At 48.2% G+C, this 21454-nt stretch carries 18 protein-coding genes and 1 tRNA gene; 14 read left to right on the top strand and 5 right to left on the bottom strand.

The genetic code is table 11. The annotated features are described in order from the left end of the window. Positions 1 to 79 precede the first annotated feature (79 nt). The 6 genes from secA to ABD031_RS01870 all read left to right on the top strand — a co-directional run bounded on the left by secA (position 80) and on the right by ABD031_RS01870 (position 7069). Positions 80 to 3460 (top strand): preprotein translocase subunit SecA, encoded by a 3381-nt coding sequence (secA, locus tag ABD031_RS01895; RefSeq protein ID WP_343848100.1) that lies wholly within the window; start codon positions 80 to 82, stop codon positions 3458 to 3460. 6 nt (positions 3461 to 3466) lie between these two features. Continuing rightward, positions 3467 to 4012 (top strand): hypothetical protein, encoded by a 546-nt coding sequence (locus ABD031_RS01890; protein ID WP_343848099.1) that lies wholly within the window; start codon positions 3467 to 3469, stop codon positions 4010 to 4012. After that, the gene (locus ABD031_RS01885; RefSeq protein WP_343848098.1) at positions 3993 to 5183 is read left to right on the top strand and encodes a M20 metallopeptidase family protein; all 1191 of its coding nucleotides are present in this window, start codon (positions 3993 to 3995) and stop codon (positions 5181 to 5183) included. The genes ABD031_RS01890 and ABD031_RS01885 overlap by 20 nt, the downstream gene beginning before the upstream one ends. Positions 5184 to 5241: 58 nt before the next feature. Beyond that, on the top strand, positions 5242 to 6033 hold the full coding sequence (locus ABD031_RS01880) for a S1/P1 nuclease (protein WP_343848097.1): 792 nt from the start codon (positions 5242 to 5244) through the stop codon (positions 6031 to 6033). A 77-nt stretch (positions 6034 to 6110) separates the two neighbouring features. Further along, complete coding sequence (gene parS, locus ABD031_RS01875) at positions 6111 to 6611, top strand: type II RES/Xre toxin-antitoxin system antitoxin (protein WP_343848096.1); 501 nt, start codon at positions 6111 to 6113, stop codon at positions 6609 to 6611. Beyond that, a complete protein-coding gene (locus ABD031_RS01870; RefSeq protein WP_343848095.1) occupies positions 6611 to 7069 on the top strand; it encodes an RES family NAD+ phosphorylase in 459 nt (152 codons plus the stop codon). Before parS ends, ABD031_RS01870 begins: the two co-directional genes overlap by 1 nt. A gap of 11 nt (positions 7070 to 7080) precedes the next feature. Here the strand turns inward: ABD031_RS01870 and ABD031_RS01865 are convergent, their stop codons facing one another. Further along, complete coding sequence (locus tag ABD031_RS01865) at positions 7081 to 9252, bottom strand: protein-disulfide reductase DsbD family protein (protein WP_343848094.1); 2172 nt, start codon at positions 9250 to 9252, stop codon at positions 7081 to 7083. 59 nt (positions 9253 to 9311) lie between these two features. Then, positions 9312 to 10700 (bottom strand): dipeptidase, encoded by a 1389-nt coding sequence (locus ABD031_RS01860; RefSeq protein ID WP_343848093.1) that lies wholly within the window; start codon positions 10698 to 10700, stop codon positions 9312 to 9314. 102 nt (positions 10701 to 10802) lie between these two features. Between ABD031_RS01860 and ABD031_RS01855 the strand changes: the two genes are divergently transcribed. The 5 genes from ABD031_RS01855 (at position 10803) to ABD031_RS01835 (ending at position 14394) form a co-directional block, all read left to right on the top strand. After that, positions 10803 to 11777: an NADPH:quinone oxidoreductase family protein gene (locus ABD031_RS01855; protein WP_343848092.1), complete on the top strand. Its 975-nt coding sequence runs from the start codon at positions 10803 to 10805 to the stop codon at positions 11775 to 11777. A gap of 113 nt (positions 11778 to 11890) precedes the next feature. After that, positions 11891 to 13033 (top strand): ATP-binding protein, encoded by a 1143-nt coding sequence (locus tag ABD031_RS01850; RefSeq protein WP_343848091.1) that lies wholly within the window; start codon positions 11891 to 11893, stop codon positions 13031 to 13033. A 434-nt stretch (positions 13034 to 13467) separates the two neighbouring features. Then, entirely contained in the window at positions 13468 to 13812 is a 345-nt protein-coding gene (locus ABD031_RS01845; protein ID WP_343848090.1) for a hypothetical protein, read from the top strand. After that, positions 13809 to 14051, top strand: coding sequence for a hypothetical protein (locus ABD031_RS01840; protein WP_343848089.1), 243 nt, complete (start codon positions 13809 to 13811; stop codon positions 14049 to 14051). Before ABD031_RS01845 ends, ABD031_RS01840 begins: the two co-directional genes overlap by 4 nt. 118 nt (positions 14052 to 14169) lie before the next feature. Next, positions 14170 to 14394 carry a hypothetical protein gene (locus ABD031_RS01835; protein WP_343848088.1) on the top strand — a complete coding sequence of 75 codons (225 nt, stop codon included), beginning with the start codon at positions 14170 to 14172 and terminating at the stop codon, positions 14392 to 14394. Between the two features lie 294 nt (positions 14395 to 14688). On the opposite strand, the gene ABD031_RS01830 is transcribed toward ABD031_RS01835, so the two are convergent. Further along, positions 14689 to 14763 (bottom strand) — tRNA-Val (locus ABD031_RS01830). A gap of 115 nt (positions 14764 to 14878) precedes the next feature. Then, a complete protein-coding gene (gene uvrA / locus ABD031_RS01825) occupies positions 14879 to 17695 on the bottom strand; it encodes an excinuclease ABC subunit UvrA (protein ID WP_343848087.1) in 2817 nt (938 codons plus the stop codon). 244 nt (positions 17696 to 17939) lie between these two features. Here uvrA and pnuC point away from each other — a divergent pair, with 244 nt between their 5' ends. Together pnuC and ABD031_RS01815 are read left to right on the top strand one after the other, a co-directional pair. After that, the gene (gene pnuC, locus ABD031_RS01820) at positions 17940 to 18557 is read left to right on the top strand and encodes a nicotinamide riboside transporter PnuC (RefSeq protein ID WP_343848086.1); all 618 of its coding nucleotides are present in this window, start codon (positions 17940 to 17942) and stop codon (positions 18555 to 18557) included. Continuing rightward, positions 18544 to 19065, top strand: coding sequence for an AAA family ATPase (locus tag ABD031_RS01815; protein ID WP_343848085.1), 522 nt, complete (start codon positions 18544 to 18546; stop codon positions 19063 to 19065). Before pnuC ends, ABD031_RS01815 begins: the two co-directional genes overlap by 14 nt. Positions 19066 to 19131: 66 nt before the next feature. Here the strand turns inward: ABD031_RS01815 and ABD031_RS01810 are convergent, their stop codons facing one another. Continuing rightward, positions 19132 to 20220, bottom strand: coding sequence for a serine hydrolase domain-containing protein (locus ABD031_RS01810; RefSeq protein WP_343848084.1), 1089 nt, complete (start codon positions 20218 to 20220; stop codon positions 19132 to 19134). A 177-nt stretch (positions 20221 to 20397) separates the two neighbouring features. On the opposite strand from ABD031_RS01810, the gene ABD031_RS01805 reads away from it, so the two are divergent. Continuing rightward, entirely contained in the window at positions 20398 to 21447 is a 1050-nt protein-coding gene (locus tag ABD031_RS01805) for a family 43 glycosylhydrolase (RefSeq protein ID WP_343848083.1), read from the top strand. Positions 21448 to 21454 lie beyond the last annotated feature (7 nt).

Raw genomic sequence — 21454 nt, 5'->3', positions numbered from 1 at the left:
ACCCACGGTTTTCCAATTACCAATTCTAACAAAAACGGCTTATTTTTAAGCCCCCCAAATCGGGATTCCATAGAACGACATGCTAGATTTTATTGCAAAAGGATTGGCCAAAGTATTTGGCACAAAATCTGACCGAGATATCAAGGAGCTTCTTCCGCTAGTGACAGATATCAATAAGGCTTTCAGCTTATTGACGGGCCTAAGTGACGATCAGCTCAGAGCAAAAACCCTCGAAATCAAGGAGGTCATCAATAGCAGATTGAAGTCAATTGACGATCAGATCGTCGAAATTCGGACTAAGATCGATGCGCTGCCGGCCCAGGCAATACATGAGAAAGACCAGTTTTTCAACGAAATCGATAGCTTGGAAAAGAGTCGGGACGTTGAGCTGGAGAAAGTGCTGGACGAGGTCATGCCTCAGGCATTTGCAATCGTGAAGGAGACTGCGAGACGCTTCAAAGAGAACGGCAGACTGGTGGTGACAGCAAATATGAACGACCGTGAACTTGCTGCAACTAAGGCCAACGTGCAGATCGAAGGCGACCAGGCGACTTGGCACAACAAGTGGATGGCTGCCGGCACCGAAGTCGTTTGGGACATGGTTCACTACGACGTGCAGCTCATCGGCGGTATGACACTCCACAAAGGGCGAATCGCCGAAATGGCGACAGGAGAAGGTAAAACCTTGGTTTCGACCCTTCCTGCTTTCCTCAATGCGCTTGCCGGTAGAGGCGTCCATATTGTGACGGTCAACGACTACTTGGCTAAGCGTGACTCCGAGTGGAACGCGCCGATTTTCGAATTCCATGGCTTAAGGGTGGATTGCATCGACAAGTATCAGCCAAATTCGGCAGGCAGAAAGAAAGCCTACGCTTCAGATATCGTCTATGGTACCAACAACGAATTTGGATTTGACTATCTGAGAGATAACATGGCTCGCGAATCGGGAGATCTGGTTCAAGGCAAGCATCATTTTGCGATGGTCGATGAGGTTGACTCTGTCTTGATTGATGACGCGAGAACGCCATTGATCATCTCTGGGCCAGTGCCGAGAGGGGATGTCCACGAATTTGACGATATGAAGCCGCGGGTCTCTACCCTAGTGGAAGAACAGCGAAAACTGATACAGGGCTTTTTGTCCACCGCCAAAAAGCAAATCGCTGACGGCAATGACAAAGACGGGGGCTTGGCGCTTTTCAGAGCATTCCGCGGTATGCCGAAGTACAAGCCTTTGATCAAGTACCTTTCTGAGCCGGGGATCCGTGTGATTCTCCAAAAGACAGAAAACTTTTACCTCCAAGACAACAAGCGGCAAATGCCTGAGGCCGATGAGCCGCTTTTGTTTACCATAGATGAAAAAACCAACGTAGTCGACCTGACCGATCGAGGTATCGAGACGATGACTACAAAAAATGAAAACGCGGAGTTTTTCATTCTTCCGGATATCGGAGTGGTTATCGCAGAATTGGAAAAAGCCGAGGGAGTTGACGAAACTGAGAAGTTGGTTCGCAAGGAAGAAGCAATCAAAGATTATAGCGTAAAAGCACAGCGCATACACACCGTAAATCAGTTGCTCAAGGCGTATTGCATGTTTGAGCGGGATACAGAATACATCATCGTGGATGGTAAAGTGAAGATCGTCGACGAGCAGACCGGTCGTGTGATGGAAGGCCGTCGTTATTCAGACGGGTTGCACCAGGCGATTGAGGCGAAGGAAAATGTGAAAGTGGAAGATGCGACACAGACTTATGCCACGATTACGCTTCAGAATTACTTCAGAATGTACCACAAGCTGGCGGGTATGACCGGTACAGCGGAGACGGAAGCGGGTGAATTCTGGGAGATCTACAAACTGGATGTCGTTGTCATTCCTACAAACAAACCAATCATCAGAGCGGATCGCGAGGATAAGGTTTACAAAACCGTTCGTGAAAAGTTTAACGCTGTGGGTGATGAAATCAACGAATTGGTAGCCGCTGGCAGACCGGTTCTTGTGGGCACTACCTCCGTGGAAATCTCCGAAGTACTCAGCCGAATGCTGACTTTGAAGAAAATTCCGCATCAAGTCTTGAACGCGAAACAACACGCACGTGAGGCGGATATTGTGGCTACTGCCGGTCAACCGGGGACGGTGACCATCGCTACCAACATGGCAGGTCGTGGTACGGATATCAAGCTTACCGCTGAGTCTAGAAAGGCTGGCGGTTTGGCCATCATCGGTACCGAGCGACACGAATCGCGCCGGGTTGATAGACAGCTTCGAGGACGATCTGGTCGACAGGGTGACGTGGGTTCTTCCCAGTTCTTTGTGTCCTTGGAAGACAGCTTGATGCGTCTTTTCGGTTCGGATCGAATCGCGAAACTCATGGATAGAATGGGTCTTGAAGAAGGCGAAGTGATCCAGCATAGCATGATCACCAAGTCTATCGAGCGCGCGCAGCGCAAAGTCGAAGAAAATAACTTTGGTACCCGTAAGCGACTCTTGGAATATGACGACGTAATGAACTCGCAACGTGAGGTGGTCTATAAGCGACGCCGCAATGCGTTGAAAGGTGATCGACTGGAGCTGGATATTCTCAATATTCTTTTCGACGTCTGCGAAGGTCTCATCGACATGGGCAAGTCCACCGACAGTGCCGAAGACCTGAGAATGAACATTTTCACCACTTTGGGTGTGGACTACCACATCACCGACGGGGATTTGAAATCAAAAGACGCGCCGAAGCTGACCCAAGAGCTTTATACCACAGCTTTTGAAAACTACATCAAGAAAAATAACACCATTGCAGTGACCGCGCTTCCGATCTTCAAGCGAGTGCAGGAAGAAAGAGGTGCTACGGTGAAGGACATCATGGTGCCAATCTCCGATGGCGTGAAGCAAATTGGTGTAGTCACCAACTTGGAAACAACCATCCAAACCGATGGCAGAGAGCTGATCAGATCTATTGAAAAGAACGTTTCTTTGGCGATAATTGACCAAAACTGGAAAGAGCATCTTCGGGATATGGATGACTTAAAGCAGTCCGTACAGAATGCTGTGTATGAGCAGAAAGATCCACTTTTGATCTATAAGTTTGAGGCATTTGAGATGTTCAAGCGCTTTATCGGCAAGCTCAACGAGGATATGATCACATTCCTTTCGAGAGCTGATCTGCCGAGACAGGATCCGGCTCAAGTGCAGCAAGCCCAATCTCAGCGTGCTCCTGAGCCGAGACTTCAGACGTCCAAGGCAGATGTGGCAAGCTCTTTGAACCCTGGTGCTAATCGCGCTGCTGTAGCCGCAGCAGGTGCGGGACGACCAGCTCCCCAACCGATAGCTCCGAGAAAGGTAGAACACTCCTATGGCAGAAATGACAAGGTTACTGTGAAGTATGCTGATGGCACGACTAAAAGTGACGTGAAATACAAAAGCATCGAGCAAGACCTGACCGAAGGAAAATGCGTAGTCATTGAAAACTAAAGAAAAATGAGAAAAGTCTGGGTATTAGGTTTACTGGTAATCCTTGGAAGTTGCAAGCTTATCCGACCGGCATCAGGGGGAGATGGAGCTTCAGCCTATGCTGCCTATCAGGAAGACTTGAGTGGATCTTTGCCCAAATACCCAGATTTCACGTCAAGTACCGAGGAAACATCGACTAATGTGTCCTCGGGTTCTGTGCAATCTGTAGACGGGCAACTCGATGAGGTGCAGCGAAAGCTCACTGAAAAAAACATGTCTGACCCTTATCTCAGCGGATATACGGTTTTGGTTTTTTCCGGAATCGATCGGAACCAAGCCTTTAAAACCCAGGATGACCTGAAGATGTATTTTCCGGATATGACTCCAGAGATGCAGTATCAGCAACCCCGCTACTTGGTGAAAGTTGGCAAATACACTTACAAGATCGAGGCTCAAAAAGCCTTTTCGCAGATCAAAGGCCAATTTCCTACCGCTCGAATTATTCAGGACAGATTCCAAAGAAAGGAATATGTCCAGCCTACTCCAGACGAAAATGCTCCTATCCAAAATTAAATCTTTAGCCAAGGCCTACAAAGCCGAGGTCATTGCCAATCGCCGACATATCCACGCCAATCCAGAGCTTTCATTTCATGAATTTAAAACGGCGGAATTTGTAGCAGATAAGCTCAGAGAGATAGGAATCACCGACATCGAGCAGAAGGCCACTACCGGCTGGGCAGTCTTGATCAAGGGCAACAATCCCGACAAGAAAGTCATCGCACTACGGGCCGATATGGATGCCTTGCCGATCATCGAAGCCAATGATGTCCCCTATAAATCTCAAAACCCCGGCGTGATGCATGCCTGCGGGCACGATGCACACACGGCATCCTTGCTTGGTGCTGCCAAAATCCTCAACGAAGTCAAAGATCAGTTTGAGGGTACGATCAAACTGATCTTTCAGCCCGGGGAAGAACTAGTTCCGGGGGGAGCTTCACTGATGATCAAGGACAAAGTCCTGGAAAATCCTCGCCCTTCAAGTATTATCGGACAGCATGTGATGCCTTTTATCCCTGCGGGAAAAGTCGGTTTCCGTCCCGGAATCTATATGGCGAGCACGGATGAGATCTATGTCACGGTCAAAGGGAAAGGTGGCCATGGTGCCATGCCGGAGACCTTTATCGATCCAGTACTTATTGCGTCGCACATGATTGTGGCACTTCAGCAGATTGTCAGCCGCGTCGCCAATCCAAAGATCCCTTCAGTCCTCTCTTTTGGACGAGTGGAGGCATTGGGCGCGACCAATGTGATCCCGAATGAGGTGAAAATCCAAGGCACTTTCCGAACGCTGGATGAGCCTTGGAGAGCCAAAGCCCATGAGAAAATGTTGCAAATCGCACATGGAATCGTGGAAGGAATGGGAGGAGAGCTCGATTTTGAGATTAGAAAAGGATATCCATTCCTCAAAAATGATCCGGAATTGACCGCCCGGTCGATGGATGCTGCAAGGGAATACCTTGGGGAGGAAAATGTCCTCGACTTGGACATCTGGATGGCTGCGGAGGATTTCGCCTTTTATTCTCAAGAGATCGACGGCTGCTTTTATCGCTTGGGTACCCGAAATGAAGCCCGAGGCATCGTGTCTGGGGTCCATACTCCGACTTTTGATATTGAGGAAGATGCCTTGGAGATCGGCTGTGGGTTGATGGCATGGCTCGCTCTTTCAGAACTTTCCAAAGCATAATCTTTACTTAACTCATCACTACTGGCGGAGATTTATCTTCGCTTTTTTATTTTCTGCTATGAAAAAAATCGTCTCTCTCGCCCTGTGTCTGGTTTTGAGTCTTTCGCTTTCCCAGTCTGTTCTCGCTTGGGGTCAGTTGGGCCATTACGTGGTTGGGTATTTGGCACAAAAGCAACTCAAGAAATCCACCTTGAAAAAGGTAAACACGGTCCTCGGTCCGATGTCTCTCGGACGTAGCGGTACCTGGATGGATGAAATCAAGTCAGACAGGGCCTACGATTACCTTAACTCTTGGCACTACCTCACCAGCGAACATGGGGAATTCAATGCGGAGATCCAGGAAAAAGGAGGAAATGCCTTTGAGGCAATTCAGCAGTTGAAAGCGGAATTGAAAGCTGGAAACCTTAGCCCCGAAGATGAATCCCAGAAGCTGAAGATGCTCATCCACCTCGTGGAGGATATTCACCAACCGCTACATGTCGGTACTGGCAAAGACCGCGGAGGAAACGATGAGAAAGTGGAATATTTCGGTAGAAGCTCAAATCTGCATTCGGTTTGGGATTCGGGAATGATCGACGGCTGGAGCATGAGTTATACCGAGATCGGCGATGAGCTGTATCGCAGGCTGAATCCCGGCATGATTGAAGCTTATCGGGCGGCGACCATGGAGGATTGGTTGAAGGAAGCGGTGGAATTGCGGCCTTTGGTCTATAATCTTCCTGAGAACAAAAAACTGTCCTACAACTATGGCTACGATACCCGAGACGCGGTAGAAGAACGCTTGCTCGCGGCGAGCGTCCGATTGGCTCAGATTCTCGAAGAAATCTATTCAGGAGGTAGATTTTTTTAAAAAGCCTTGTAGAAAAACTAGATCGGTTGAATCAATTTTGGAAAATTGTCGTATTTTAAAGGACAAAATTCTAGAGTATGCATACAGGTGACGACAAGATCATGATAGTGGAAGAGGCAATCGCTGCCTATCTAGTCGGCCTTCCCAAGTACTCCCTGAAAGACAGGATGCCTAGGGAGCTGTCGTCAAGAGATATCTTTTCCGACAAGATGCTCCTTGTCAATATCATCCGAAAGGGAATTCCACAGGCACTTTTTATGTCTCTGAAAGAGATCACGCCTTTTTCCGATCAGGATTGGTCAGATTTTCTGGATATTTCCCTCAAGTCCCTGCAGCGCTACAAGGCGGATACTGAGCATGTCTTCAAGGCGATTCATTCAGAAAAGATCATTGAGCTAGCAGAGGTGACGTCGGTAGGGATGGAGGTCTTTGATACCAGGGACGACTTTGCCGCATGGCTGGCTGCTCCGAGCCTTGCTCTTGGCAATATGAGGCCGCTGGAGTTGCTGCGGGATTCCTATGGCAAGGAGATAGTTCTGAATGAACTAAACAGGATCGATCAGGGTATTTTTGTCTGATGCGAGTATTTCGGCTTTCTAGGAAGAAATATCCCATCGAGCTCAATGGGAAAGGCGCAGCGATGTCCGGCAACCGCTGGAACTCCAAGGGCACCGAAATCGTCTATTGCGCGGAAAGTAGGGCTTTGGCGATGGCAGAGGTAGTTGTTCACTTGTCGCTTGCCAGCTTGCCCAATGACTTCCTAATGCTCGAAATCGATATTCCTGATGCTGTTTCGGTTTCCGAATTTGGAAAGGATGAACTGCCCAAGGCGTGGAACAGTTTTCCACATTTGTTAGGCACTCAAAAAATTGGAGATGACTTTGTGTTGGAAAGGAAATTTGCTGTGCTGAAAGTCCCTTCTGCCGTGGTGCCGGGTGATTTCAACTATCTGATCAATCCCCAACATCCGGACTTTTCAAAGATCCAGATTGCGGCTCAGGTGGATTTTCCCTTCGACTCCCGAATTTTCAAATGAGGTGATCGAGCTTACTTTGACTTGAATTGCGCGGAAGCACTGTCCAGATACTCGATGAACTCTGGGATGTCTGTGCTATAACCTCTCGGTTTGGCGAGGAGTTTTTCCTCGTGATCCAGGATCACATAGTAGGGCTGTGCGTTGTTGTTGAAGCGGGTGATCTGGAAATCTGCATTTTGCTTGCCGAGGGTCTTTTTTACCTTGCCGTCGTAGCTGGAGGTGTACCACTCGCCTTCGGGTAGCTCCAGACGCTCGTCGATATACAGGGCGACCATGACGAAATCATTTTTCAACCTAGCCAACACCTGCGGATCAGACCAGACATTTTCCTCCATCTTGCGACAGTTGACGCAACCGTGTCCGGTGAAGTCGATCAGGAGTGGTTTGCCTTCCTTTTTGGCGGCAGCCAAAGCTTCCTCATAGTCAAAGTATCCTTCGATGCCAAAGGGGATATGAAGCAAGTCTCCGTATTTCACCGACTTCGTGACCGTCGAGGTGCCGACGCTGTTTTCCCCGATCTTGAACTGCTGGGTAGTCAGCGGCGGTAAGTAACCGCTGAGATATTTGAGCGGAGCGCCAAAAAGTCCCGGGATCATATACACCACAAACATGAAGGTGAGCAGGGCTAGTAGCAGTCTTGGCACACCGATACTGTCCATGGGACTGTCGTGCGGAAGTCGGATTTTTCCCAGAAGATAAAGTCCCAAGGCTCCAAAGATCACAATCCAAATCACCAGGAAGATGTCTCGATCTAGGATACCCCAATGGTACACTAGGTCGGCGATGGAGAGAAATTTGAACGCCAATGCAAGCTCCAGGAAGCCCAGAACGACCTTGACGGAATTGAGCCAGCCGCCAGATTTCGGTAGTCGATTCAGCCACTCGGGGAAAATCGCAAAGATCGTAAATGGAATCGCAAAGGCCAAGCCGAAGGCAAACATCCCCAAGACCGGCTTTACCAATTCTCCTCCTGCGGAGGAAATCAGGATCGAACCGACGATGGGTCCGGTACAGGAAAAGGAAACCAGCACGAGCGTGAAGGCCATGAAGAAGATACCGGCCATACCGCCCTTTTCTGCTTTCTCGTCGATCTTGTTTACAAAGCTGGAGGGTAGATTCAGCTCAAACATCCCCAAGAAGGCCAGGGCAAAGAAGATGAAGATGCCGAAGAAAAAGAGGTTTGGAAGCCAGTGGGTAGCCAGCCAGTTGGCGAACTCGGGCCCTTGGATGGCCGCGACGGCCGTACCGGCGACCGTGTATATCGCTATGATGGAAATTCCGTAGATGAAAGCTTGGCTGATTCCCTGTGCCTTGGATTTGGATCGGCCGGTGAAGAAGCTGACCGTCATCGGGATCATGGGGAACACACAGGGCGTCAGCAATGCCGCCAATCCAGCCAAGAAGGCCAAGACCATAAATCCCCAGAGGGACTCAGTTTCGCCGTCTGCACTGAAGTCTTGAGAGTTTCCATTTGGTTGTTCTGCTCCAACTTGTTGTTTTCCTGCTTCTCCAGAAGCAGGATTTTCAGAGGTTACAAAAGGAGATTCTTCTGAGGCTGAATCAGGGAGTTGTTGTTCTTCTTCATCTCCCTTGGCTGTAGAAATAGCTGTGGCTTCTGCTTCTGGAGAAGCAGCAGAACCGGAAGTTGTAATCTCAGATTGAGGAGAATTGGTCTGGGCTGGGCTGGCAGTGAAAGGCAATTCGATGTCCTCTTCGTAGTTAATGCACTGGCCGGTAAGGTCGGAGCACATCTGATACTCTAGCGTGGCAATGATCTTACCCGAAGGTTTTTTCAGGATCACTGGCTGCTCAAAACGCCCTTTTCCAATAAAATAGGTCACATCCCCTTCCCATACATCGTCAAACTTCTTTTTGGGATCGATTGCCTTGAGTTTTCCTCCCTCAGCAAAATCCGCGGAAGTCTCTGACTTAAACTCGGTCAAAAGTGGCCCCAGATTCTTGTCAAAATCGTTGGAATAGACGTACCAGCCCATGGGAATTTCAGCTTCCAACACCAAAGTTGCTGGCTCCCCTACTTTGAGCGTTTTGGGCTCCAGGGAAAAAGTCCATTTTGGCGGCTTGACAAGCTGAGCTTGGGCAACGAGTGTATTCAACAGAAAAACCAGAAGCCAAAGGCCGCCGGTTTTGATACTTCGGAAAGAAGATTGGGAAATTCGGATCAAAGCTGTTTTGGTCAATGTGCAAGTGGCATTTTTTCGGACCTAGCCGAAAAAGTGGCCGCTTACTTTTGGTTGAGATTACGGAAGTGTCTGAAAAACGCTGCGATGGTTTCGATGCCGATGAAGTAGTTTTTCACGCCATAGTGCTCGTTTGGAGAATGCAGAGCATCGGTGTCCAGACCAAAACCAAACAAGATTGGGTCGGAACCGAGTTCCTTTTGGAACAAGGCAACGATCGGAATAGATCCGCCTTCTCGGGTTGGGATAGGTCTTTTGCCAAAGGTCTCCTCCATTGCCGCCTCGGCCGCTTGGTAACCTACCGAGCTATCCGAAACGACGGCAGGCGCACCACCGTGGTGTTTTTTGATCTTCACTTTCACGGATTTCGGAGCGATGGACTTGAAGTGATCTTCGAACAGTTTGGCGATCTCATGCCAGTCCTGATTGGGCACCAGGCGCATGGATATTTTTGCGAAAGCTTTGGAAGGCAAAACCGTCTTGGCTCCTTCGCCGGTGTAGCCGCCCCAGATGCCATTGACATCAAGGGTAGGTCGGATGCCTACGCGCTCGATGGTGGTGAAGCCGTTTTCTCCGTGGACAGATTCGATGTCGAGTTTGTCCTGGTATTCCTTGAGCTCAAAAGGTGCCTCATTCAGACGTTTTCTTTGCTCATCGGCGAGTTCCTGGACTTTTTCATAAAAGCCGGGAATGGTGATATGCTCATTTTCATCCTTGAGGGAAGCAATCATCTTGCAAAGCACGTTGATCGGGTTGGCAACCGCACCGCCATAGGTACCGGAGTGGAGGTCACGGTTGGCACCGGTCACTTCCACTTCCATGTAGGCCATGCCTCTCAATCCAACGGTGATGGACGGATCCTTCATGCTGATCATGTGCGTGTCGGAGATGAGGATCACGTCTGCTTTCAGGCGCTCTTTGTTGGCAATCACAAAAGCATCTAGATTGTCCGAACCGACTTCTTCTTCGCCTTCGATCATGAATTTGACGTTGCAGCTTAGCTCGCCGGTGGCCATCATGGCTTCGAAAGCTTTGACATGCATGTAAAACTGGCCCTTGTCGTCCGCTGATCCACGGGCAAAGATGGCTCCCTCTGGGTGGATGGTGGTCTTTTTGATCACTGGCTCGAAGGGAGGAGAATCCCAAAGTTCATAGGGATCCGCTGGCTGCACGTCGTAGTGTCCATAGACCAAGACAGTTGGCAAGCTGGGATCGATGATTTTTTCCCCGTACACGATCGGATAGCCTGCGGTCTCGCAGACTTCGACTAGGTCTGCTCCGGCTTTTTCCAGGGATTCTTTGACAAAATCTGCTGCCGCAAAGACATCGTTTTTGAACTTGGGATCGGCACTCACGGAAGGAATCCGGAGCAAGTCGAGGAGTTCGTTGAGAAAGCGGTCTTTGTTTTTTTCAATAAATGCAGCTGCAGACATATTTGGGGTGTTTTTGTGATTCTAAAGGCCTCAAAATTATCCCTTTCATAAGGATTTGCCTAGTTTGAGCTTTCTTTTATTCCAGATAGACTACGCTAAACGATGAAGGCGGTTATTTGTGACGAGTTTGGGCTTCCCGACACGCTAAAAATTGCAGAGATTTCTGATCCCGTTCCCAGCCCAAAGCAGATTTTGATTGCTGTGGAGGCTTGTGGAGTCAACTTCCCGGATGTGCTGATCATCCAGAATAAGTATCAATTTAAGCCGGAACTGCCTTTTTCACCGGGAGGAGAAGTCGCGGGAAAGATTCTTGCTCTCGGCGCGGAAGTGGCAAATTTCCAAATCGGGCAATCCGTGTTGGCACTTTGCGGCTGGGGTGGTTTTGCGGAAAAGGTCGTCGTCGACGCAGATCGGGTCTTTTCACTGCCCCCAGGTTTACCCGCGGAAGTGGCAGCCACGACCCTGTACACCTATGGGACCTCCTACCATGCGCTCAAGGATAGAGCAAGTCTCCAAGCCGAGGAAACTTTGCTGGTACTAGGAGCGGCTGGAGGCGTCGGACTGGCAGCGGTGGAACTTGGAAAGTTGATGGGGGCGACGGTGATTGCGGCAGCCTCTTCACAAGAAAAGCTGGATTTGTGCCGAGAAAAAGGCGCGGATTATCTCATCAACTATGAGACTGAAGAGCTTAAAGTCCGCATCAAAGAACTTACCGGTGGCAAAGGCGCTGATGTGATCTATGATCCGGTAGGAGGAAAATTTACCGAGTCGGCCTTGAGGGGTATTGCCTGGAAAGGGCGCTATCTGATCGTAGGCTTTGCTAATGGGGATATTCCACAGATCCCTATGAACCTGCCCTTACTCAAAGGCTGCTCGATTGTAGGTGTTTTTTGGGGACAGTTTTCCAAGCTAGAAGCCAAGGCAAGTTTCGAAAATACCCGCCAACTGATTGCTTGGATTCAGGAGGGAAAGATCAGGCAACACATCGGCAAGACCTATTCTTTGGAAGAAGCTCCTAAGGCCCTACAGGCTATCTTGGATAGGAAAATGCTCGGCAAAGGCGTTGTCCTTATTTGAATTAAGCATGAAAATCGTAAATCAAACTTTCGATTTTCATGGTAAAGATGTTTTTTGCTGATCGAATTGACGTACATTTACCATGAAATACGTAAATGAAACTTTCGATTTTCATGGTAAAAGAAAGACAAATTTTCCCGCTGCTTCAGGAATATCTCTCGATTTTCCCCGCTGTTGGCCTCCTGGGGCCAAGGCAGGTAGGGAAGACTACGCTTGTCAAAAACCTGAAACTGGATAAAGACAGCATTTACCTCGATCTGGAGAAAGCCTCTGACCGCGCCAAATTGGTGGATGCGGAGCTTTTTCTGAAAGCACATACCGACAAGACGGTGATTCTCGATGAGATCCAACTCATGCCGGAATTGTTTGCCGAACTGCGAAGCTTGATTGATGAGCAGCGTGAGCCGGGACGGTTTATTGTATTGGGTTCGGCTTCGCCGGATTTGATCCGAAGTTCTGCGGACTCCTTGGCTGGCCGTATTGGCTATCTGGAGCTGACTCCTTTTTTCTTGGGAGAAATAGAGGACTCGGAATTGGAGAAACTCTGGATCCGCGGAGGTTTTCCTCTGTCTTTTTTGGCGAAGACAGATCGGGAAAGTCAGATTTGGAGGCAAAACTTCATCAAGACCTATCTTGAAAGAGACTTGGCGCAGATTGGTTTGAGTACAGATCCGAGGCTGGTGGAGCGGTTTTGGATCATGCTGGCCAATGCGCAAGGAGGAATCTGGAATGCAGAAAGTTTTGCGCGAGCGCTGGGAATCACCCGTCCGACCGTGAATCGCTACTTGGAATTTCTCGAAGGTTCTTTCATGGTGAGGGTCTTGCAGCCTTTTCACCACAACATCAAGAAGCGCTTGGTGAAGTCTCCCAAGGTCTTTATTCGGGACACAGGATTGCTGCATTCTCTCACCGGGGTGGATACGATGGAGGCTTTGCGAAATTTAGTACAGATCGGAGCTTCTTGGGAAGGCTTTGTGATCGAGCAAATTGCAGCGACTTTTGGGGATGAATACGAATACTATTTCTACCGAACGCACCAAGGCGCGGAATGTGACCTGCTTTTGGTGAAAAACGGTGTGGTCAAGACGGCCATCGAAATCAAAAACACGCTTTCACCGAAACTCACCAAAGGCCTTCAGATCTCCATGGAAGATACGGGGGCAGAGGAAGGTTTTGTGATCTGTAGGATCGAAGATGGATATCCCCTGTCGGAGAAAGTGAAGGCGGTGGGATTGAAGGAGTTTTTAGGCAAGTAATTTATTGCAAAAAACTCTGAAATAGTTTGTTATATGGCGATAATCTTTAATCGAGGATAAATTTGGTGTCGAAGATCTAACTTCTAAATGGAAAGAGCTTCTGAAATTGTCGAACCTTAAAGGTCGGATCTTAAAGCGAAATTTCGCTATCTTGATAGATAAGACAGAAATAGGGAAAAAGCCCGAGAACTAAAACAATAATCAAAATGGTTCAGCAACCCACTACACCGGAAGAACCAGAAGAAGAATCCATGTTTGACATATTGGAAAGGCTAACGAAGGAACAAGAGTCGATGGTTTTTGAGCCACCGACTATTCTGACAGATTTTTTTGATGACGATATTATGTGCGGTTCTTGACAAAAAATACCCAGTACTGGGTATTTTTTCATTCAAGCGGAGGCGTAAATTTAAAGCTTGACTTACTTCAAAATTATGGAGCCAAGAATTTTTTTATTGATCGGAATAGTCTCTTTCGCTTGGGTTATTATTAGCTACTATGATTTTGCGGTAAAAACCGGGCTTTCAATTGGAGGATGGTTCACATCCAAGATAGGCGGGAATTTTAAAACTTTTTCTCTCTTAGTCGGTATCTACTTCATTATTGCGGGAGCGATTGATTTTGGCTGGTATTATGGACTTGTTATCCCTTTAGTCTCGTTCTTTTTGGGGTTTGCGTTGATAAAGCTTTTAAGAGAGCATGTACAATGGATAGCTGTTACTGGCTTTGTCATTTTAATATTGTTGAACATCGTAATTCAAATTAAAGTCTACCAATGAAAGGAATCGCTGGAATTATCGGGATGATATTCATAATCACTGCTACAATCACCCATATTTGGACAGTGATTATCGCCTTTTCTGAAGGGGGGATATTTGCTGGCTTACTATCCCTACTGCTGCCCTTTTTGTCTGAAATCTATTGGATTTTCAAGATGTTTGGTGAAAACAATCTTTACACCTATACCGCCATAACGCACTTAATTATTGCTATTCCGATTGGAATGTTTGGGAAGTAGTTGGCATCTTCAGTTGCCGGGCTGACTAGAGCGATTCAATCCAATCGACCTGCATGACTTTTATTTGATATTAGCAAACAGATTCACAGGGTCTTAACCAGAAAAATCAATGGACAATATGCAGAAAGCCCAGAAGATGGCGAAAATCAAACTTATTCTGGAGAAATTAAATAGCAGAACGCCCGAAAAGAAGAACCTAGAGCAAATGGCACTGGAACTACTTCTGGCCGGGAACGACAAAACCCAGATCCTACAAAAACTGACACTCCAAGAGAACTTGGACGAGAAGGAACAAAGGACGTTGCAGACGATATTGCTGACCGAGAGATTCGAGATGAAATAAAGCTTTGAACCAAACAGCGTGGGCGCTGCGAAAATAGATCCGTTTCCTTGGCCAATGGGAGCTTGAGAAAACCTGAGATTTAAAAGTGCCAATCAACGAGGTGCTCGGTTGTTAGCGAATGTTAGTGTTCAAAAATTCATCCAGGATCAGACCGCTCCGGTGCTGGCCAGGTATTGAGTTGTCATTATTGAAATTCCTTGATGCATCTCTATGAAATCAACACCCCAAATTGCACCCCTACCAAAAACAAAAAACCTAACGATCAATATTTCAGATAGTTAGGTTTTAAAGTTGTGGGATCTAAGGGATTCGAACCCATGACCTCTGCTCTGTCAAAGCAGCGCTCTAAACCAACTGAGCTAAGATCCCAATATGAATTCGCTCTAAACCTCCCGATAGCTATCGCGGATGAGCTAAGATCCCGGTTTGTGGGAGCGAATATATATGCAAACCCTCCAGGTTTCAAAAACCTGGAAGGTTTTAATTAAACAAAACTTTCCCGAAGGTACTTCGCCGTGTAGTTTTCCTCTTCTTTGGCCATGTCCTCGGGTGTGCCGGCAAAAGTCAGATATCCCCCTTTATTTCCCCCCTCAGGTCCCAGGTCGATTACCCAGTCCGCAGACTTGATCACCTCGGTGTTGTGCTCGATGATGATGACGGAGTGACCTTGGTCGATCAGGGCATTGATGCTGTGGAGGAGCTTGCTGATGTCATGGAAGTGCAAGCCGGTGGTCGGTTCGTCGAAGATAAAGAGGATATGATCTCCGTGTTTGGTGCCACCTTTTCCCAAGAAAGAAGCCAATTTCACCCGCTGTGCCTCGCCGCCGGATAGTGTATTCGAGCTTTGGCCCATGCCGATGTAGCCGAGACCCACTTCCTGAAGCGGCTGGAGACGGTTAATGATCTGGGTTTTTCCCTTGAAGAATTCCAAAGCCTCGTCGATCGTCATATCCAGGACTTCGGAGATGTCCTTATCCTTGTATTTGACTTCCAAGATTTCATTCTTGAAGCGCTTGCCCTTGCAGGATTCACAGGTCAGGTGGATGTCAGCCATAAACTGCATCTCCACCGTCGTGATACCCTCACCCTGACAGCCTTCACAGCGGCCGCCGTCCACATTGAACGAGAAAAAGGCCGGCTTATAGCCACGCTGCTTGCTAAGAGGCTGCTCGGAAAACAGGTTACGGATAGCGTCATAGGCCTTCACATAGGTCACTGGATTGGAGCGCGAAGACTTACCGATTGGGTCTTGATCGACAAACTCCACTTGGGTGATGCGCTTGTAGTCCCCTTCGAGCCGCTCGTATTTTCCGCCCTCGTCGATCACCGTTCCCAGCATCTTGCCCAAGGCCGGATACAAGACCTTTTTGATCAAGGTTGATTTTCCGGAACCGGATACTCCCGTGACGCAGTTGAGCGTGTTCAGCGGAAATTGGACGGTTAGGTTTTTCAGGTTGTTTTCCCGGGCACCCTTTATGGTAATAGAATCCTTCCATTTTCGGTTGCCGGATTTTTCAAAAATTTTCTCCTCGCCCCGCAGATACTTGGCCGTGTAGGTTTGGCCAGAGGCAATCAGATCTTCGATTTTTCCCTGAAAAAGCAACTCCCCGCCATGCACACCGGCATCTGGGCCGATGTCGATGATTTGGTCGGCGGCTTTCATCACTTTTTCCTCATGCTCCACCACGATGACCGTATTGCCGAGATTTTTCAACTCATGAAGTACCTCGATCAAGCGATCCGTGTCGCGAGGGTGAAGCCCGATGCTCGGTTCGTCGAGGATGTACATCGAGCCGACCAGCGCGGAACCGAGTGAGGTCGCCAGTTTGATCCGCTGATATTCTCCTCCGGAAAGTGTGGAGGTGAGCCTGTTTAGAGTAAGATAACCTAGGCCGACCTGATCCATAAACTCCAATCGGCTAGTGATTTCCTTCAAAAGTCGATTGGCGACCTTTGCTTCGTGGGGAGCAAGCTCGATCTTTTGGAAAAAAGCCAAGGCATCCTCAATCGGCATCAGGACGATATCTGTGATCGATTTATCCTGCAACTTCACGTAGGAAGCGTCTTTGCGCAATCTTGTGCCCCGGCAGTCGGGACAGGTAGTCCGCCCACGAAATCGGGACAGCATCACGCGGTATTGGATCTTGTAGGTTTTGGTTTCCAGATCTTCGAAAAAAGCATTCAAGCCCTGGAAATATTTATTCCCAGTCCAAATGACTTCTTGTTCTTTTTCGGTGAGTTCGTTGTAAGATCGGTGGATCGGAAAGTCGAATTCGATTCCTTTTTTGAGCAGAGGTTCCAACCATTGACGGCTGGATTCGCCTCTCCAGGGAGCGATGGCTCCTTCGTAGACCGAGAGATCCTTATCCGGAATCACTAAATCGCGGTCGATGCCCAAAACATTCCCAAATCCCTCGCAGCGCTTGCAGGCTCCATACGGATTGTTGAAGGAGAAAAAGTTGACGGATGGAAGTTCGAAGCTCATGCCATCGAGTTCGAATCGGTCAGAAAAGGACTTAGTCTCTACCTCCGGCACGGTGATTTTGCAGTCGCCGTGACCTTCGAAAAGGGCAGTTTGGACAGAGTCGGCAATTCGAAATTGATTGTCTTCGTCTTCTTTGTGCACCGATACCCGGTCGATCAGGATTTCATATTTGCCCTTTTTGACCTTCTTTTCTCCCAACAAATCCTCGACGAAAAATACTTCCCCATCGATCAGGATCCGGGTGTAGCCTTTCTGCAGCAAAAGCTCGAGCTCTTGCTCGATCTTGCGGCCACGCTCGACCTGTAGCGGACAGGAGATCATGACTTTGGCACCTTCTTCAAAAGACTGCACATAGTCCACGATATCGGAGACCGTGTGATGCTTCACTTCTTTGCCCGAGATCGGAGAAAAGGTCTTTCCGACACGGGAGAAAAGCAACTTCAAATAGTCGTAAATCTCCGTGGTGGTACCGACCGTAGAGCGCGGGTTTTTGTTGCTGACCTTTTGTTGGATGGCGATGGCGGGGGCCACGCCCTTGATGTACTCCACGTCGGGCTTTTCCATCCTTCCAAGAAACTGGCGTGCGTAGGAGCTCAAGCTTTCGACATACATTCTTTGGCCTTCGGCAAAAAGTGTATCGAAGGCCAAAGAGGATTTTCCCGAACCCGAAAGACCGGTGACCACGATGAATTTATTGCGGGGAAGGGCAACGCTGAGGCTTTTTAGATTGTTGACTCGGGCGTTTTTAATGATTATGTATTCTCTGGGATCGAGGGAATCGATGTCGATGGTAGCTGGTAAAGTGCTCAAAGTCATAGTTGGCAAAGTTAAGAATCAAACTCCTTTTTCGGGAGAAAAGTTGGAATCTAGTCAGGAATTGTCCGAAAGCAAAGCTGGGCAGAATCAAGACGTAGGTATCAAGTATCAAGACGCGAGAGCCCAGAGCCAGGAAACTAGAGCCGAGATATGAAAGCTGGTATTCTAATTAGTATGTCTGGCTCCGAAAGCAATTTTCAATCTTGCAATGTTCCAATCTTCTTTTTATCCCTTTCTTCGCAGCATGGATTTCCAATTTCTTCTGGATGGATTGGCCGAAGGCCTTCGCAACATGAGCTGGCCGGAGGCGACTGCAGTATTTTTCGGTATTGCCTCGGTTTTTTATTCCATGCGGGAGCATATCTGGGTGTACCCGACGGGGATTATCTCCACCTTGATTTACGTGTGGATCTGCTTTGAGTACAAGCTCTATGCGGACATGGGCATCAATGCCTACTACTTCGGCATGTCGATCTATGGCTGGTACGTCTGGACGCATCCCAAGGAAAATCAAACCGTGCTCCCAGTCACATGGCTTGATGCTAATGGCTGGTTGGCTTCGATCGTTATTTTTGGGGTCTCCTATCTGGTTTTGTCAAACGTGCTAAAAGCCTTCACTGACAGCGATGTACCCTATTGGGATTCCTTCACGACCGCTTCGGCCTTCGTAGGCATGTGGCTGATGGCCAAAAAGAAGGTGGAAAACTGGTTCTTTTGGCTGCTGACGGACTTGGTCTCCATTCCGCTTTATTTTTACAAAGGCCTTGTGCTGACTTCTTTCCAATACTTGGTGTTCACCATCTTGGCCACAGTGGGTCTTTTCGCCTGGATCAAATCTTCTAAAAGCTATGTCCAATCCTAAACGCATCCTGATCCTAGGGCCGGAGTCGACTGGCAAAAGTACCTTGGCTGAGGACTTGGCCGATCATTTTGGCGAGCCTTGGGTGCCTGAGTTTGCACGGGAATATTTGGAGAAAATCGACCGCACGTATCAATACGAAGACCTTTTGCAAATCGGAAAAGGTCAGGTAAAAACCGAAGATCAACTCGCCAAAAAGGCGGAAAAATTTCTGTTTGTCGATACCGATCTGAAAGTGATCCACATCTGGTCGGAGCATCGATTTGGGAAAACTGATCCTTGGGTTTTGGAGCAGATTAAAGAGAGAAAATACGATTTGGTTTTGCTGACCGACACGGATTTGCCTTGGACTCCCGATCCCTTACGCGAGTATCCCGAGCTGGAGATGAGGCAGTATTTTTTGGAGAAATATCTCTACTTGGCTCAGGTAAGCGGTTTTCCTTATACGATTATCTCGGGAGACCGCCCATCGCGTAGGGAAAAGGCCGTTTCCCTGGTGGAGTCGTTATAGGTACGGCTATTTTCGGTATCAAAGGAAACTTTGCTATTATTTATTCTTGATACTCGATACTTTCTCTCACCATTTCCTGAGCGAAAGTGTCGCCGCCTCCACCAGCTTAATCTGGTCTGGATGATAATTGTTGTTAAGTACGATGATAGTTTTGTTTTCTTCGATGAAGCGGACGATGATCGTCTTATAGCCCGGGTTGTCGCCGGTGTGCATGACCATCTTCCCAAAGGGGCTTTTGGGATCCACTTCCCAGCCGAAGCCATAGTAGCTCCTCGTGCCGTCGTTTAATCGATAGGGAGAAAAAGCCTCCTCCAGCGTTTCTTTGCTGACCAATTTTTCAGAATACAAGGCCTGATCCCATTTCAGCAAGTCGCCTACATTGCTACTCACTCTTCCCGGGCCTTTGCGGTTGCCAAGCCATACGGTATAGTCCGACTCGTGAAATTTGTTTGCATTCACATAATTCCCGAGGCTGTCTTTGAGATGGCCTACGGCAAAGTTGTTGACGACGGCTTTTTCTTCCAGACTTCGGATGTCGGTGGAGGTCATTTTCAAGGGCTTGAAAATCCACTCCCGTGAAAGGACAACAAAGTCCTTTCCCGTTGCTTTTTCAGCAATACTTCCCAGCAAAACATAGCCGGTATTGCTGTATCGGTATTCTTCACCTGGCTCGAAAAGTTTTGGTGTCGCGTATTTTCGGAGATATTCCAAGATCTCCGGATTTCCGGCAACTTTACTTTTGTCCCAATGCACATCCATGACCGCCTGGTAGTCCGGCAAGCCGCTCGTGTGTGTCAGCAGGTGGCGAATGGTGATCCCTTTGTAGGGAACGTCGAGGTACTTTTCCACCGGATCATCTATGTCCAGCAGCTTTTTTTCTTTACAAATCATGATCACCATCGCGGTAAACTCTTTGGAAAGCGAAGCTAACTCAAAGATATCCCCGGTCGTCAGCGAGACGTTTTCCTCGAAAGACCGTTTGCCGATTGCTTTTTCCATTAGGATTTTCCCGTCTTTTGCGGCCAGGATAACTCCGGAGAAACCATTTGTCTCAGCTTGGAGGAGCGCTGACTCGAGGATTTTTTGCTGGGAAAAAGTAGGAGCAATCATCAGCAACGACGAAAGAAACAGGATTATGGGCCGATGGAATTTCATGGTTGGCGGCGAAGGTTTGAATTTAAAATATACCAATGTTGTCTTGGTATTCGGTCGACAGGCACTCTGAATTTTACATATTTCATACAAATTCCGAGGTTACTTTATACAAAATCCGACTTCCAGCCCGATATTGATTGAAAATATCCTGCTCAACAATAACCCAAACGAGACCTGATGCATTACTTTTTTTTGGTGTTTCCCTGGATTTTCGGATTTTATTTCAACGCAGCTTCGAGCGACCTGGCTCAAGTTCTGATCGATACCTCCGATACCCTCACCTATCAAAATCCCGTATTCGAGCCAGTCCTTGCAGATCCGACGCTGATCCGAGTCGGTGACGATTTCTACGCCTATGGCACGGAGGATAACTGGGGCGAGGAGGGCGGCTACCACTTGATTTCGGTGCTGAAATCTAGTGACTTGGTGCATTGGGAGTATCAGCGGGATGCATTTGACAAAAAGCCTGATTGGAAGCCAAAAGGTGGCATTTGGGCCCCTGACGTGACTCAGGTTGGTGATGAATTTTGGATGTATTATTCCTTTTCCACTTGGGGCGATCCCAATCCTGGAATTGGCTTGGCGATTTCCGATGCGCCAGAAGGCCCTTTTTTGGATCAGGGGCCGGTCTTCTTTTCTGAAGAGATCGGTGTGAGAAACTCCATCGACCCTTTTTTCATTCAGGAGCAGGGAAAAAACTACCTGATCTGGGGAAGCTTTCACGGGCTATTCCTCACCGAGCTTTCTCTCGATGGAAAAAAGGCTGTCGGCGAAAAAATCCAACTCGCAGGCAATCACCTTGAAGCGGCTTACATTCATCAAAAAGACGGCTACTATTACCTTTTCGGCTCCGCAGGCACCTGTTGCGAAGGGGCAAACTCCACCTATCGTGTTTTGGTCGGAAGGTCAAAAAAACTCGCCGGACCCTATGTGGACAGCAGAGGAAATGAGCTGACGGATGGTAAATCGGGAGAGCTGGTTCTGGCTAGAAATCCGGGTAGCAAGGGGGTTGCCGGGCCTGGTCACAATGCGGAAATCATAACTGACGACCAAGGCAAAGACTGGTTTCTTTACCATGGCATGGACTTGCAAAAACCCAAACTAAAAAACGGCACCAACAGACGAGCGTTGTATCTTGATCCTCTTTTGTGGATTGACGGATGGCCAGTCATTGAAAATATGCAGCCGGGACTTGGTCCACAGGCAATGCCGATCTTTCAGCCTTAACCTATTT

The organism is Algoriphagus jejuensis (assembly GCF_039523455.1).
GTDB lineage: Bacteria > Bacteroidota > Bacteroidia > Cytophagales > Cyclobacteriaceae > Algoriphagus > Algoriphagus jejuensis.
This window is presented reverse-complemented; position numbering and strand designations above follow the sequence as displayed.